12 protein-coding genes are annotated in these 15,582 nt (G+C 44.6%); 9 read left to right on the top strand and 3 right to left on the bottom strand.

All coding sequences use genetic code 11. From position 1 onward, the window contains the following. Positions 1-8 precede the first annotated feature (8 nt). Positions 9-689, bottom strand: a complete 681-nt coding sequence (locus tag OCV24_RS12060) for a TIGR00153 family protein (RefSeq protein WP_017056012.1) — start codon at positions 687-689, stop codon at positions 9-11. A gap of 207 nt (positions 690-896) precedes the next feature. Here OCV24_RS12060 and OCV24_RS12055 point away from each other — a divergent pair, with 207 nt between their 5' ends. Beyond that, on the top strand, positions 897-2,414 hold the full coding sequence (locus tag OCV24_RS12055) for a CYTH and CHAD domain-containing protein (RefSeq protein WP_017056013.1): 1,518 nt from the start codon (positions 897-899) through the stop codon (positions 2,412-2,414). A 39-nt stretch (positions 2,415-2,453) separates the two neighbouring features. Here the strand turns inward: OCV24_RS12055 and OCV24_RS12050 are convergent, their stop codons facing one another. After that, positions 2,454-3,203: a potassium channel family protein gene (locus OCV24_RS12050; RefSeq protein WP_046223865.1), complete on the bottom strand. Its 750-nt coding sequence runs from the start codon at positions 3,201-3,203 to the stop codon at positions 2,454-2,456. A gap of 97 nt (positions 3,204-3,300) precedes the next feature. Here OCV24_RS12050 and OCV24_RS12045 point away from each other — a divergent pair, with 97 nt between their 5' ends. The 3 genes from OCV24_RS12045 (at position 3,301) to hldE (ending at position 9,176) form a co-directional block, all read left to right on the top strand. Next, positions 3,301-4,557, top strand: a complete 1,257-nt coding sequence (locus OCV24_RS12045) for a methyl-accepting chemotaxis protein (RefSeq protein WP_017056015.1) — start codon at positions 3,301-3,303, stop codon at positions 4,555-4,557. A 218-nt stretch (positions 4,558-4,775) separates the two neighbouring features. Then, positions 4,776-7,625 (top strand): bifunctional [glutamate--ammonia ligase]-adenylyl-L-tyrosine phosphorylase/[glutamate--ammonia-ligase] adenylyltransferase, encoded by a 2,850-nt coding sequence (gene glnE / locus OCV24_RS12040; RefSeq protein ID WP_150878652.1) that lies wholly within the window; start codon positions 4,776-4,778, stop codon positions 7,623-7,625. A gap of 120 nt (positions 7,626-7,745) precedes the next feature. Further along, a complete protein-coding gene (hldE, locus tag OCV24_RS12035; RefSeq protein ID WP_017056017.1) occupies positions 7,746-9,176 on the top strand; it encodes a bifunctional D-glycero-beta-D-manno-heptose-7-phosphate kinase/D-glycero-beta-D-manno-heptose 1-phosphate adenylyltransferase HldE in 1,431 nt (476 codons plus the stop codon). Positions 9,177-9,312: 136 nt separating this feature from the next. Here hldE and tolC read toward each other — a convergent pair whose 3' ends face one another. After that, a complete protein-coding gene (gene tolC / locus OCV24_RS12030; protein WP_017056018.1) occupies positions 9,313-10,638 on the bottom strand; it encodes an outer membrane channel protein TolC in 1,326 nt (441 codons plus the stop codon). Positions 10,639-10,865: 227 nt separating this feature from the next. Here tolC and nudF point away from each other — a divergent pair, with 227 nt between their 5' ends. The 5 genes from nudF to parE all read left to right on the top strand — a co-directional run bounded on the left by nudF (position 10,866) and on the right by parE (position 15,581). Beyond that, complete coding sequence (nudF, locus tag OCV24_RS12025) at positions 10,866-11,495, top strand: ADP-ribose diphosphatase (protein WP_017056019.1); 630 nt, start codon at positions 10,866-10,868, stop codon at positions 11,493-11,495. A gap of 4 nt (positions 11,496-11,499) precedes the next feature. Then, positions 11,500-11,940, top strand: a complete 441-nt coding sequence (locus OCV24_RS12020; RefSeq protein WP_017056020.1) for a DUF1249 family protein — start codon at positions 11,500-11,502, stop codon at positions 11,938-11,940. A 59-nt stretch (positions 11,941-11,999) separates the two neighbouring features. Continuing rightward, entirely contained in the window at positions 12,000-12,824 is an 825-nt protein-coding gene (gene cpdA / locus OCV24_RS12015) for a 3',5'-cyclic-AMP phosphodiesterase (RefSeq protein WP_046223868.1), read from the top strand. 31 nt (positions 12,825-12,855) lie between these two features. Next, positions 12,856-13,461, top strand: coding sequence for an esterase YqiA (gene yqiA / locus OCV24_RS12010; RefSeq protein ID WP_102507074.1), 606 nt, complete (start codon positions 12,856-12,858; stop codon positions 13,459-13,461). Between the two features lie 239 nt (positions 13,462-13,700). Beyond that, entirely contained in the window at positions 13,701-15,581 is a 1,881-nt protein-coding gene (gene parE / locus OCV24_RS12005) for a DNA topoisomerase IV subunit B (RefSeq protein ID WP_046223870.1), read from the top strand. Position 15,582 lies beyond the last annotated feature (1 nt).

The following is a 15,582-nucleotide window of genomic DNA, read 5'->3' as shown; positions in this document are numbered from 1 at the left end:
CGTATGATTTAAGATCGAGAAAGCATTACTTCAAGACGAGCGCCAACACGCTGTGCTTGATCTGCAATACCACCAACCCATTCAAGAATCTTGTATAAGAACATGATGTCAACTGGATTCAGATCGCCTTCAATCGCCATTAGCTGCTGGCGTAGTTCGATCTGCATCGCGTCGGTATCATCTTCAATAACATCTAATTGATGAATCATTTCAGCAACGAGTGTTACTTCACGGCCTTTAAAGCCAGTTTCAAGTAATTCGTCTAGTTCGTTGATTACTTTTTGTGCTTGGTTCGCTGCGTCTAGGCAACGTTTAACGTAAGCGATGAAGTTCTGTTGCATTGGCGCTGGAATGACAAGTTGGCGACCATATACACGGCCAGCAATGTCTTTCGCTAGGTTTGCAAGTTTGTCTTGTTGAGTTAATAGCTCCAACATATCGGTGCGATCAACTGGCATAAACAAACCGCGAGGAAGTTTCAGGCGAATTTCACGTTTTAGTACGTCAGCTTCTTTCTCAAGGTGAGAAATTTGAGCTCGAATTTCTGATGCTTTTTCCCAATCACCTTTTGAAGATACTTCAAAGAAATTAATCAGGTGAGAACAACATTCGTTCACGCATACCACGTGACGCTGCAAAGGTTTAATTGGGGACTTTGCAAATAACCCCATAATTGTATTTACTGGCATGGTCATCCAACCTAATAAATAATAACCTTAAAACAACATACACCATATTCACGGTGAAATGTTAAGCGATGGCTACAAAGTCGCGCATGTTAACCTAATCAATCTCTCATTAAAACTGTTTTAGATCATCATAAGGGCGATATTTCTGACTTGCCGAGTGTTCAAATTGGCAATATCCTGTCCCTATCTTCACAGAAAGGTATAACTATGGAAACCGAGATAGAACTGAAGTTTTTTGTTTCGCCTGATTTTTCAGAGACTTTACGCAATAAAATTTCTGAAACTAAAGTACTTCAGCACAGTTGTCGTGAGCTAGGTAACATCTACTTTGACACCCCTGACAACTGGTTACGTAAGCACGATATCGGCTTGCGCATTCGACGCTTTGATGACGTATTTGTACAAACCGTAAAGACTGCAGGACGTGTTGTTGCTGGCTTGCATCAAAGGCCTGAATACAATGCCGAACACGACAATAACGAACCTAAGTTATCTTTGCACCCTGAGGACATTTGGCCAGAGGGGAAAGATATCGACGCGCTTCAAGCTGAGCTTACGCCTCTTTTCTCTACTAACTTCACTCGTGAACAATGGTTGATTGGCATGCCTGATGGTAGCCAGGTTGAGGTTGCGTTCGACCAAGGCTTTGTTGAGTCTGGTGAACTGCAAGAGCCTATTTGTGAAGTTGAGTTAGAACTTAAATCAGGCCAAACGGACGCTCTGTTTACTCTATCTCGCCAATTTTCTGAGCATGGTGGCATGCGCCTCGGTAACCTCAGTAAGGCAGCCAAAGGGTATCGTCTTGCCCAAGGTTATCAAGGAGATGAAGTGACTCCTTTAACCTTAGTTGATACCGACAAAAGTGACACCGTTGAATCGTGTTTTATTCAATCGTTAGAGCATGCTCTCGCTCATTGGCATTATCATGAGCAGATTTTCACAGAACGCCAATCAATAGAAGCACTGCATGAGATCAGTCATTCGCTGAGCTTTATTCGTCAAACCTTCACCATTTATGGCGGTATTGTACCAAGACGTGCAAGTGCTATTTTACGCCAAGAGTTGAAGTGGCTTGAGCAAGAACTCGATTGGCTAAAAACCTATGACCACTTTGAAGATTTGCTGGAAGATAAAGGCCATGTCCTGCGTAAGTTAGATGCCCGTAAGTTTTTAGTGACTGAGCTGAAAGAGATGCAAGATCAACTTCCAGACCGCGAAGAGCTTCTTACCTTACTGAGTTCTTCTCGCTACACAGGGCTATTATTAGACCTAAGCCGTTGGATTTTATCTCGTGGTTGGCAGCCGTTTTTAGACGATAAAGCTCGTGAGCAAATGGCTCGTGGTATTGAATGGTTTTCGGTGCAACAGCTTGATCGTACGTGGGCAGATCTCATGGAAGTTTTTCCACCAGAACGAGTGATGACGAGCCAAGCGTATATTGACCAACAATACCGTTTGATGCGCAGTCTATATACCGGCGTCGGTTTTGCGAGTTTATACGACGATGTTGAACGCAACAGTTTCCGCTTACCGTGGGCCGACATGGTACAAGGGATTGATGATTTGCTGATGCTAAGAACGCTAGAGCCGCTGACTGAAAAGTTGGAAGGTGATGAGAAAGTTCAATTGGAACGTTGGTTAGCTCGCCAAGAAGTGTCCATTTTGCATGCAATGGAGCAGACGCGCCAAATCAGTGTAGAAGTTGAGCCGTACTGGCAAGACTAAACCCCACACCAATATGAATGATAAAATAGGGCTTCGGTCCTATTTTTTTGTTTGTTGCTCAAGCCTTTCTAGCCGTTCGAGTATCAATTGTTGCTGCTCTAGAATCTTATCCAGTTTACGTTCTTTATTCTCCAATTGCTGATTTTGTAAATCGGTTGGAGAAGTGATGAGTGAGGTTATCAAACCTGAAATCATACCAAAAACACCTACCCCACAAACGATAACTAGAGAAGCAACCAGTTTTCCTGAATTGGTCACTGGAAAGTGATCACCGTAACCAACGGTACTGATTGTTACGAAAGCCCACCACAAAGCATCATAGCCGGTAGTAATGTTTGCGTTAGGAGCTTTGTGTTCTAACAACAGAATGGTACCGGCGCCGATAGTAAGCAAAATTACCAATAACAGAATGATTGAGGCGAGAGTGGTCTCTCTGCGGTTGCGAAACAGTTCTCTGAAAATGCGCTTGCTGGAGCGTAATACCAAGATGACACGCAATATCTGAAATATACGAGCAAAACGAAGCGGTTCGATCATTGGAATGCTCGCCAAAAAGTCGATCCAATGAACTTTTAAGAATTCGGTTTTGTTTTGTGATCTGAGTAGGTCTATTGTGAGCTGAAAAAGAAAAACACTACAGATTATAAAATCGAGGCCGATAAGGACTTGTTTCGATTCTTTATCAATTGGTGCAAACAATAAGCCTGAGATCACAAATAACGCTAGGAAAGAGAGAATCAGTGATAATAAGCTCATCGGCTTGGCTGTGTCTTTGATACTATTTAACATTCATACGAGGCTCAAAATAAATTGCGAATTTTGACTGACATAGCCATGTCGCGGATATAGAAGCCATCAATATATAAGAGTTAATGGAGAACTGACAATGACTAAAGTGTCATTCAAGCCGTGGGAAAGGGTAATCTCTGACGTTCGTCTCGTTCCGAAAATGATCATGCTGATGGTATTCAGCACGATTTTGATCATTTCAAAGCAGCTATGGGACGCAAGTACGTTTTACGATTCATTGCTTGCAGCAACAAACAATACCCAAGTTGCCCAGCAGCATTATGAAACTTACCTCGTTCAAGTAGCTTGGCAAACCGCCTTGATGATCATTGTATTTGTGGTTCTTCTATTAGCAGCAGCTCGCGTTATGCTCCGTCAAACGCAATACTTGAATGATGCAATCAAAACGATGGCAGACAAGAATCTGTCAGTGCCAATTCATATGGATTGTAAGGATGAATACGGCGATGTGGCACGCGAACTCGAAAAAACGCGAGTTCAATTGAACGACATGATCAAAACTCAGGTAGCCTCTTCAGATGAGTTATTTGCTTTGACAGAAGTGATGACCATCAGCATGTCGGAAACCAAAGATTCGGCTCAAGAAGAGTTCAATGAGATCGATCAGCTTGCGACAGCAATGAGTGAGATGACGTCAACGGTACAAACCGTAGCCGAACATGCACAAAGTGCCTCTTCTCTAACAGAGCAGGCATCAGGCCAAGCATTGACAGGTCAGAAGTTCGTGCAGGGATCGGTTTCTAAGATGAGTGAACTGTCTTCCGACATCGCAGCTTCAGCTGCGGCGGTAAACCAAGTTGAAGAGCGCGTTGATTCAATCGGCAGCGTGGTTGGTACTATCCAAGGTATTTCAGAACAAACCAACTTACTGGCGTTAAACGCAGCGATTGAAGCGGCGCGTGCAGGTGAGGCGGGTCGCGGTTTTGCTGTTGTTGCCGATGAGGTTCGTAATCTTGCACAGCGTACTCAGCAAGCGACAGTAGAAATCCAAGACATGATCAGCCACCTACAAAGCAGTGCTAACTCCGCGGTTGGGCTGATGGAGAAAAGTGTTGTGGAAGCAGCAGAAGGCGTTGATCTGGTGACTAATGCAGGCTCTGAGCTTGATGGTATCGTCAGCCAAGTCAACCAAATCAATGATATGAACTTCCAGATCGCAACCGCTGCGGGCCAACAAAGCAGTGTTGCTGAAGAGATGAGCGTTAACCTGACCAATGTTCGTGAACTTGTTGAAGCATCTGTAGTGGTGGTTGGCGAGCTTCTTGAGACTTCCCAGCTTATGGAAAGCAACGCGCAAGAGCTCGACGGTAAGATTAAGCAGTTTAAGGTTTAGCCTTTAAAGCCTAATCTTTACCTCTAAGAGTTATGTCTTAGAGACAAAGGCTTAACTCGATAAGTTCACCGATAAAACGCCCACATTACTCATGTGGGCGTTTTTTATTGGCGTAACTTTGGTATAACTTATCTTTAGTTATTAATACTCTGCTGTTAATACTATTTATTTAAGAGCAGAACTGACTGTTCAGCGCGCAGCTAATACAAGGAAGAAACATGCTATTGCCTTCTCAACTCGTCACTCATTCGCAGTCTGCTTTTGAGCAATTGTTAGAACATCAAAGTGAAGCCATTAGTCATTGGCCCGAGCCATTGATTGACGACCTTAAGTATGTATTGGGTTTGAGCTGTTTTATTGGTGATAGCTTACAACGTGATACGATTTTATCTAACACCTTACCAGCCATGTTGTCATGTGAAGAGCGAGCTGAAGGCTATCGTGAGCGATTGGCCGAATTGTTGTCTGGTTGCGCAGATGAAATGAGTGGTCAACATGTGTTGCGTCAGTTCCGTAATCGAGAAATGACTTATATCGCCTGGCGTGACTTCATGGGGTCTTGGGAGTTAGAGCAGAGCTTAAATCATTTATCGATGTTGGCTGAGGCGATGATCTTCGAAACCTATCAATGGCAGTACGATATTTGCTGTAAGGAGTGGGGGACGCCTTGCAACGAACAAGGTGAAGCGCAGCCGATGCTGATCATTGGTATGGGCAAGCTAGGTGGCGGTGAGCTCAACTTCTCTTCTGATATCGACCTGATTTTTACTTACCCTGAAAATGGTGAAACGCAAGGCGCAAGACGTAGTATCGCCAATGCGCAGTTTTTTACTCGTTTAGGCCAGCGTATTATCAAGGCGCTTGATCAGCAAACATTTGATGGATTCTGTTATCGAGTTGACATGCGTTTGCGTCCGTTTGGTGAGAGTGGCCCATTGGTGATGAGCTATGCCGCACTTGAGGATTATTATCAGGAACAAGGCCGTGATTGGGAACGTTATGCGATGGTTAAGTCGCGAGTGATGGGTAGTGAAATGTACCCCGAATACCAAGAACTACGCCAGATGATGCGGCCATTTGTGTTCCGTCGTTATATTGACTTTAGTGCGATTCAGTCTCTTCGCCGGATGAAGTCGATGATCAGCAGTGAAGTACGTCGTCGTGGTTTATCAAACAATATTAAACTTGGTTCTGGTGGTATTCGTGAAGTTGAGTTCATTGCTCAGGTCTTTCAGTTAATTCGTGGTGGGCGCGAACCGAGTCTTCGTAGTCGAGGCTTGTTGAAAACGTTAAGTGCTATTGAATCTCTCCAGTTATTAGAGGCCGAAGAGGTTGACCATTTACGCAATGCTTATATGTTCTTGCGTCGACTTGAAAACCTATTACAAGCGATGGCTGACAAGCAAACTCAAACCTTACCAGATAGTGAGCACGAACAACTGCAGCTTGCTGTTGCGATGCAATTTTCTGATTGGGATAGCTTGATTACTGCAACTCGTGCACATATGGCGAATGTACATACCGTATTTGAAGATCTTATTGGGATGGAAGAAGAGGATGCGAATCCCGTCGCGAGTTACTTTAATGAGTTGTGGGATATGGCTCATAAACCCGATGTGATTGAGCATGTCTTAGAACACGACATCGCAGTAGTTAGCCCGCCAGAAGCGGCGAAAACGATCATTCAGTTTAAAGCTGACCTTGCTAAGAAAACTCTTGGTCCACGTGGGAGGGAGGTCTTAAATCGTTTAATGCCTAAAGTCTTTCAAGCTCTGTATACCAATAAGTATGCGGAGTTTGGTTTGTCTCGGGTATTGCATTTATTGCACAAAATAGTCACGCGTACCACCTATCTCGAGCTATTAGATGAACACCCTGCTGCACTGACTCAGTTAGTTCGATTATGTACCGCCAGCCCAATGATCTCTGAGCAGCTTGGACGTTACCCAATCCTGCTTGATGAACTTATCGACCCTCAGCAGCTCTATAACCCAGTGCCGCTTGAGTCTTACAAGACAGAATTACGTGATTATCTTGCTCGTATTCCTGAAGATGATATGGAGCAGCAGATGGAAGGCCTGCGTCAGTTTAAGCAGACCTGTATATTGAGAATTGCAGCCGCGGATATTGCGGGTGCTCTACCTGTCATGAAGGTGAGTGACCACTTGACGTATTTAGCAGAAGCGATTGTCGAAGCGGGTGTTAATCAAGCTTGGTTACAGGTGTCGGCGAAGTTTGGTGAACCAACTCATGTGAAAGACCGCGAAGGTCGTGGGTTTGCAGTTATTGGCTATGGCAAAGTGGGAGGCTGGGAACTTGGCTATAATTCCGATCTCGATATCGTATTCATGCACGACTGTCCTGTTGATATCTATACTGATGGTAAGAAAGAGATCGATGGACGTCAGTTTTACCTTAGGTTGGCACAGCGTATTATTCATATTTTCTCAACCAGAACCGCTTCTGGAATTTTATACGAAGTGGATACTCGCCTGCGTCCTTCGGGTGCCTCTGGTCTAATGGTTAGCCCAACAGATGCCTTTGATGAGTACCAACACAAGGACGCTTGGACCTGGGAGCATCAAGCTTTGACTCGCGCCCGTATGATTTTCGGAGATGAACGGTTGGCTACAGCGTTCAATAAAACGCGTCATGAGGTGTTGTGTCTTCCACGTGACGAAGCCACTTTAAAAAAGTCGGTTGTTGATATGCGTGAAAAAATGCGTGGTCATCTAGGTGGTAAAAAATCCGGTCGTTTCATGCTTAAGCAAGATGCGGGTGGGATTACTGATGTTGAGTTTTTAGCGCAATACTTAGTGCTGCGATACAGTAATGAAAAGCCGAAACTCACTCGCTGGTGCGACAATGTGAGAATCTTTGAAAGTTTGCTGTCGCAAGGGATTATGGACGAGCAACAAGGTATGGCACTGATCAATGCCTATACAACGTTGCGTGATGAAATTCACCATCGAAACTTACTTAACCTGGATGCAGACGTAGCGATTGATAAGTTCGAAATGGAAAGAGAACATGTGGTTCAAGCTTGGAAGCAATGGATGGAAGTATAAGTTGTCTTTTGCTTATCTTTCGCAGTGCCTATAGAGATAGGCTTTACTCATTTTTATATGTTTTAGCCACTGTAATCGGTGTGCTAGACTCTAGCCAGATTCGATTTTTGGAGTTCAACAATGAAACCAATTCTACCTGACTACAGCCAATCAGGTGTTCTTATTGTCGGTGACGTAATGCTTGATCGTTACTGGTATGGCCCAACTGGCCGTATTTCACCAGAAGCACCTGTCCCTGTTGTAAAAGTAGAAAATAACGAAGAGCGTCCAGGTGGTGCTGCCAACGTTGCAATGAATATTGCTTCTCTTGGTGGCCATGCTCATGTTGTTGGCTTAACTGGTAAAGATGAACCAGCCGAGGTGTTAAAAGATACCTTGGCTGCTTTAAAGGTTAAGTGTGATTTTGTTGAGTTGAAAGATTACCCAACGATTACCAAACTGCGCGTGATGAGCCGTGGTCAGCAGTTGATTCGTCTTGATTTTGAAGAGAAATTTGAGAACACGGATCCTGAACTTATTTTGTCTCGCATGGAACAAGCACTTCCTAATGTACGTTCGGTAATCCTATCTGACTACGCAAAAGGCGCTTTGGAGCATGTGCAGAGCTTTATTCAAAAAGCACGTGCTGCGAACGTTCCGGTTTTTATCGATCCCAAAGGTGCCGATTTAGAACGCTACCGTGGTGCGACTCTGCTTACGCCAAATATGTCGGAATTCGAGCTGGTGGCAGGAAAGGTTAAGTCAGAAGAAGATCTCATCGAGAAGGGTATAGCCTTGATTGAGAAGTATGACTTTGAAGCCTTGTTGGTGACTCGTAGTGAGCATGGTATGACACTGCTGCGTAAAGGTCAGGCACCATTCCACTTGCCGACTCAAGCGAAAGAAGTGTATGACGTGACGGGTGCTGGTGATACCGTTATCTCGGTATTGGCGGCTTCAGTTGCTGCGGGCAAACCACTGGATGAGGCGTGTGCGTTAGCAAATGCGGCAGCTGGAGTGGTAGTCGGTAAGTTAGGTACATCGACGCTGTCGACGATTGAGTTAGCGGAAGCGATTCACGGTAGCCAAGATACAGACTACGGCGTGATCTCTGAAGCTGCATTGGTTGAAGCGGTGAAACGTGCTCGTGCGAAAGGCGAGAAAGTGGTTATGACCAATGGTTGCTTTGATATTCTGCATGCCGGCCATGTTTCTTACATGAACCATGCTGCTGAATTGGGTGATCGTTTGATCGTTGCAGTAAATACTGATGAGTCAGTGAAACGCTTAAAAGGGCCAGGTCGCCCTGTCAATCCAACTGATCGTCGTATGGCGGTATTGGCTGGCTTAGGCGCGGTTGATTGGGTGGTTCCGTTTTCTGAAGATACACCGCAACGTTTGATCTCTGAGGTACTACCAAGCATTCTAGTGAAAGGTGGCGATTACAAACCTGAAGAGATCGCGGGTGGTGCGGAAGTGATTGCGGCTGGTGGTGAAGTGAAAGTGCTTAACTTTGAAGATGGTTGCTCTACGACTGAAATCATCAAAGCGATCAAAGGTGGTCGAGGCTAACGTTCTGTCTTTTAGCTTCTAAGCTATAGCTTTTTATCAATAAAAAAAATGCCGCTCAATGAGCGGCATTTTTGTAACTGTAATCTAATCACTTTATTAAAGACTCTCATTAGAGTCTTTAATTAGGGTTTTATAATTACTTGCTTGCTACTTTTAGACCTGCATTTACATCAACAATGTCTTGTTCGCTTAGCGTACCAACCGCTTGGCGAAGCTGAAGTACACTTAGGATGTAGTTGTAACGAGCATCTGAAAGGTTTTTGTTCGCATCGTATAGACGACGAGTCGAATCCAGTACGTCAACGATAGTACGAGTACCAACATCAAAACCGGCTTCTGTTGCTTCTAGAGCAGATTGAGCTGAAACCACAGATTGTTCGTAAGCGCGCAGAGCACCAATTGAAGCACTGATGTTGTTGTTGAATGCACGTACGTCTTTTACAACGCTACGGTAAGTTGCTTCTAGATCTTCACTTGCTGCAACGTAGTTGTATTCAGCCTGTTTAGTCAAAGAAGTTGTGTTACCACCCGTGTATAGAGGCACAACTAAGTTTAAGCCTAGATTTAGGTTGTCTTGATCATAATTTTGAGAGCTGTTTGATTGATCTGACAGGGAGTAGCTACCATCTAACGTTAAGCTTGGTAAGTGACCTGAGCTTGCTAGAGAAATGTTATCTTTTGCTACGTCTTGAGATATACGTGCAGCGAGTAGGCTAAGGTTCTTTTGTTCAGCTTGTTCTACAAGTGCCACTGCAGAGTCAGAAGATTTGCTTGCTGAGAAGCGATCCGTATCTAGGATGCTTAGGTTAGCGTGTTCCTGACCTGTAATCTCACGTAGACCTTCGTAACTATTCGTTAAGTCGTTTTCTGCAAGAACTTCATCAGCTAAAACGCCATCGTATTGAGCTTGCGCATCATGTACATCGGTAATTGCTGAAAGACCCACTTCAAAACGCTGCTTAGTTTGTTCTAGTTGACGAGCAACTGCTGCTTTTTCTGCACGAACAAACTCTAGGTTATCTTGAGCTCGAAGTACTTCGAAGTATGCTGTCGAAACACGAAGGATCAAAGCTTGTTGTTCGGCCGCGTAAGCTGAATCAAATTGACGAGCCGTTTTTTCTGCTGTATCTAGCGTGATCCATGAAGAGCGTTGATAAAGCTCTTGAGTGAAGCCGATCGCTGCTCCCCAAGTGTTGTTATCAATACTTGAGCTACCTGTACCAGAGGTATCTCTATCACCACGGTTAATGTCGTAGTTCGCTGTTAGATTAATTTGTGGTAACAAATCACTACGGCTTGACGTTACTGCTTCAAAAGCGGCATCGCGCTGCGCTGCTGAACGAAGAAGTTGTGGATCGTTCTGTTTTGCTTGGTCGTAAACTTCAGCTAGCGTATCAGCGAAAGCTGACGAACTCAGGCTGCCAATTGCTGCACTGATAAATAGTGGAAGCAGTTTTTTCATTTTCCCATTCCTGCCTTTCATAGAATTTTCTTTAAAAGAGTTTAACCCAGTTTGGTGGTGATTTACTCGAAACTTTGCACATTTTTACAATTAACTGTCCACTTGTGCAATATTTATTTTTTTAAACTTAACTTTAATTATAAATTTTATACAAAAAGTTGAACCTTATCCTTGGTAGTTAACTCGGACAATGAGTAAACTGTAAAGATCACTTAGCGAGGTACCAAATGCAACAGTATGACAAGCAACGACATGAGTTTACTCCGCAAGATGTGGAAATAGTCTCAAAAGAGACGCTGTTTCGTGGTTTTTTCAAAATGGTTAAATATACATTTAGACATAGACTGTTTGAGGGAGGCTGGAGCCAACCAATAGAACGTGAGATGTTTGAGCGTGGTCATGCTGCCGCTTTGCTACCTTACGATCCTGTGCGCGATGAAGTCGTGATCGTTGAACAGATTCGCGTTGGTGCTTTAGAGCATGAGACCCCATGGCAATACGAAATCGTTGCTGGAATTATTGATACGGATGAGCCTCCGCAAGACGTTGCTCGTCGAGAAGCGATGGAAGAGGCGGGAGTCGAAGTCGGATCTGTACTACCTATTACTTCGTATTACCCTTCATCTGGTGGCTGCTCAGAAAAGCTCGATGTTTTTGTTGGCTGTGTTGATGCAACCACAGCCAAAGGGGTACACGGGTTGGATTACGAAGGTGAAGACATTCGTGTACAAGTGATGAGTCGCGAAGCCGCTTATCAGTTAGTAAAAGACGGTGTGTTTGAAAATGGAGCCACGATCATTGCGCTACAGTGGCTGCAATTGAACTACCAAGAATTACAGTCAGAGTGGGTAGATTAACGTCATGCCAAATATAGCGGTCAAAAAGCCGTATCATGTTGATCTTGCTGAGTTGATGCGAGTTTATGAGACGAACTACGCCAAGCTCAATGCTCTGTTACCGGTTGGGCATGAGGTTGGTGACGTTCGCTGCTATCAAGCCGTTAATATGGTTTATCAGTTGACAGTGAATGAGGTCACAAAATACACCACATTAATAGACATATGTCAGAGTGACGCGATGCCAGTGTTTCCTTTGCCAAAAATGTCTGTCAGGCTATATCACGACGCTCGAGTTGCAGAAGTGTGCGCTAGTGGAGACTTTTCACGAGTCAAAGCGAAGTATGACTACCCCAACGCTAAGCTTCTGCAAAAGGATGAGAAGTTCCAATTGAATAAATTTCTTGGGGAATGGTTAACGTTTTGTTTAAAAACCGGTATCAGTCGAGCCCCAATTACTTTTTAATTGAGCCTATTTAAAGCACACTTTAAAGTCTAAACAGTAACGTATCTGGATTTGTTATTTTGGAATTATCACACACTTCAAAATTTGATGAGAGCAGTATTAAGCTTGTTCAGCTAACGGACACGCATTTGTTTGCGCCGAGCAACGGCAGCTTATTAAGCATCAACACTCAAGATAGCTTTCGTGCTGTAGTCGATGGCATTGTTAGTCAAGGCTTTGACTATCAAGCGATTCTGGCAACCGGTGATATCTCTCAAGATCACAGTGCTGAATCGTACCAGAAATTTGAGTCAGGAATTCAGCCTTTGGAAAAGCCATGTTACTGGCTGCCAGGAAACCATGACTTCAAGCCTAATATGGGCAGTGTTTTACCATCACCACAAATACAGTGTGTTGAGCACGTCTTGCTAGGCGATAACTGGCAGATGGTGATGCTAGACTCACAAGTGGTTGGTGTACCGCACGGGCGCCTCAGTGATCAGCAACTTGATCTGCTAGAGCAAAAATTGTCGGAATTCCCTGAACGTAATACCTTGGTTCTTTTACACCACCATCCGCTATTGGTTGGCAGTGCATGGCTGGATCAACATAACCTGAAAGATGCAGAGCAATTTTGGGATGTGGTCCAACAGCATACCAATGTGAAAGCCGTACTTTGTGGACACGTTCATCAGGACATGAATCGAGATCATCACGGTGTACAAGTTATGGCAACCCCGTCGACTTGTGTGCAATTCAAACCCAACTCGAATGACTTTGCGGTGGATACTTTGTCTCCAGGCTGGAGAGAGATTGAATTACATCAAGACGGCACGGTAAGCACGCAAGTTCGTCGCCTGCCTCATGGACAATTTTTACCTGATTTCGATGCGGCTGGTTATTGATGCCAGTGACTAACGATGTAGGAGGCTATTAATGTCTGATTCTAATCAGCAAACTGCTAAGCCACCGCTGCTTCTCTATATTCACGGATTTAACAGCTCATCACGTTCTCACAAGGCGACAGTGATGGCTGACTACTGTGCAAAGCATCGTGCTGATATTAAGGTGATTGCACCTCAGCTGCCGAGTTTCCCTCAGCAAGCAGCACTTCATTTGCAGCAGTTGGTGGAACAGTATAAAGATCAATACCAGATAGCATTAGTCGGCAGTTCGTTGGGGGGCTACCTTTCAACATGGCTTAATAGTCACTATGGTTTTAAAGCGGTGGTTGTTAACCCTGCGGTGAGACCTTATGAGCTTCTTGCTGATTATTTGGGTGAGCAAGTAAATCCTTACACAGATGAACGATATGTACTGGAAGCAAAACATATCGAGGAATTGAAGGCGTTAGAGGTTCCGGCTCTCGAAAAACCGAGAGACTTCTGGTTACTTCAACAAACGGAAGACGAAGTTCTGGATTACCGACAAGCGATAGAGAAGTACCAAGGTGCAACACAAACAGTAGAAAAGGGTGGGGATCATAGCTTTGTTGATTTTGAGCGCTACCCACAACAAATCATCACCTTTCTAAAGCTATAATCTGCTTCACTGGCTGATCGATTTTCTCTTGTTTGCCTGTTATTTCATCTATCAATGGTGAAATATCATAGTTTGATGTCTTAGTTTTTGAACTAGCTTGACATCATTACTCAGCTTCCAGACTATATTCCCCAATACTTCGCTCGTTCGCTCTACTATGACGGTTCATAGTAATGATTCTGCTTTAGTGAAACTAGAGCCAGTGAACTGACGCAAACTTTTTGAGTAAACTCCGTATTATGACTGAACAATATAATGCAAAAGACCTCGAGGTACTTGAAGGTCTCGATCCTGTGCGACACCGCCCGGGAATGTATACCGAGACAGAAAGACCGAACCACCTTGCCCAAGAAGTCATTGATAACTCGGTCGATGAAGCATTAGCAGGACACGCTAAGAAAATTAAAGTTGTGCTTCATGCAGACCAATCGCTAGAAGTTACTGATGATGGCCGTGGTATGCCCGTTGATATTCACCCTGAAAAAGGGATTTCTGGTGTTGAGTTGATCCTAACTAAGCTCCACTCCGGCGGTAAATTCTCAAACAATAACTACAAGTTTTCTGGTGGTTTACACGGTGTTGGTATCTCGGTTGTAAACGCACTTTCAAAACGCGTTGAAGTGACTGTGCGCCGAGAAGGCCAGGTTCACGAGATCGCACTTGAAGGTGGTCATGCCGTAACAGAACTGACCGTAACAGGTACTTGCGGCAATCGTAACAGTGGTACATCCGTACATTTCTGGCCTGATCCTAAGTACTTTGATAGTCCTAAATTTTCGACACTTCGCCTTATCAACAACCTACGAGCGAAAGCAGTACTTTGCCCTGGTTTAGAAATCACCTTTGTCGACAAAGTGGGTGGTGAAGAACACAAATGGTTCTATGAAGATGGTTTAAAAGATTATCTTGCAGAGGGAGTGAAAGGTTACACCTTACTGCCTGAAGACCCGTATGTCGGTGAGTTTGTTGCTGAAACGGAAATGGCGAATTGGGCGATCATCTGGCAGCCAGAAGGCGGTGAAATGATCACCGAGAGTTACGTGAACTTAGTACCGACCAAACAAGGTGGTACACACGTAAACGGTCTCCGCCAAGGCCTGCTTGATGCAATGCGTGAGTTCTGTGAATTCCGCAACCTTCTGCCTCGTGGCGTGAAGTTAACCGGTGACGATATCTTCGACCGTTGTTCGTACGTACTATCGGTGAAGATGCAAGATCCGCAGTTTGCTGGTCAAACAAAAGAGCGTCTATCTTCTCGTCAAACTGCAGCTTTTGTTTCTGGTGTCGTAAAAGACGCGTTTAGCCTCTGGTTGAATGAAAAGCCACAATTAGCAGAACAACTAGCTGAAGCTTGCATTGCGAATGCGCACCGCCGTATGCGCGCGAGCAAAAAGGTTGTGCGTAAGAAGATCGCGTCAGGCCCAGCACTGCCGGGTAAGCTTACCGACTGTTCGGTTCAGGATTTAAGCCGCACTGAGATCTTCTTCGTGGAAGGGGACTCTGCGGGTGGCTCTGCGAAACAAGCGCGTGACCGTGAGTTCCAAGCAGTGATGCCACTTCGCGGTAAGATCTTAAATACATGGGAAGTATCTGCTGACCAAGTATTGGCTTCACAAGAAGTACACGACATCTCGGTTGCTTTGGGTATTGATCCTGACAATGATGATTTGTCAGGCCTGCGTTACGGTAAAATCTGTATCCTTGCCGATGCAGACTCGGATGGTCTTCATATCGCGACACTGCTCTGTGCACTGTTTACTCGCCATTTCCCTGCTTTGGTTGCAGAAGGGCACATCTATGTGGCAATGCCTCCTCTGTATCGTATCGATTGCGGTAAAGAAGTGTTCTACGCACTCGATGATGCAGAGAAAGATGGTGTGCTTGAGCGACTATCGCAGAAGAAAGCCAAAATTAACGTGCAACGATTCAAAGGTCTGGGTGAAATGAATCCACTTCAATTGCGCGAAACCACCATGGATCCAAATACTCGTCGCCTTGTTCAATTAACGATTGATGACAGCGAAGCGACCAATGAGATGATGGACATGCTGCTTGGTAAGAAACGTGCAGATGATCGCCGTACATGGCTACAGACTAACGGTGATATGGCCGAGGTATAAT

The sequence above is a fragment of the Vibrio kanaloae genome, from assembly GCF_024347535.1.
Lineage (GTDB): Bacteria > Pseudomonadota > Gammaproteobacteria > Enterobacterales > Vibrionaceae > Vibrio > Vibrio kanaloae.
The sequence above is the reverse complement of the archived record's forward strand: the minus strand, read 5'-3'. Positions and strand labels throughout refer to the sequence as shown.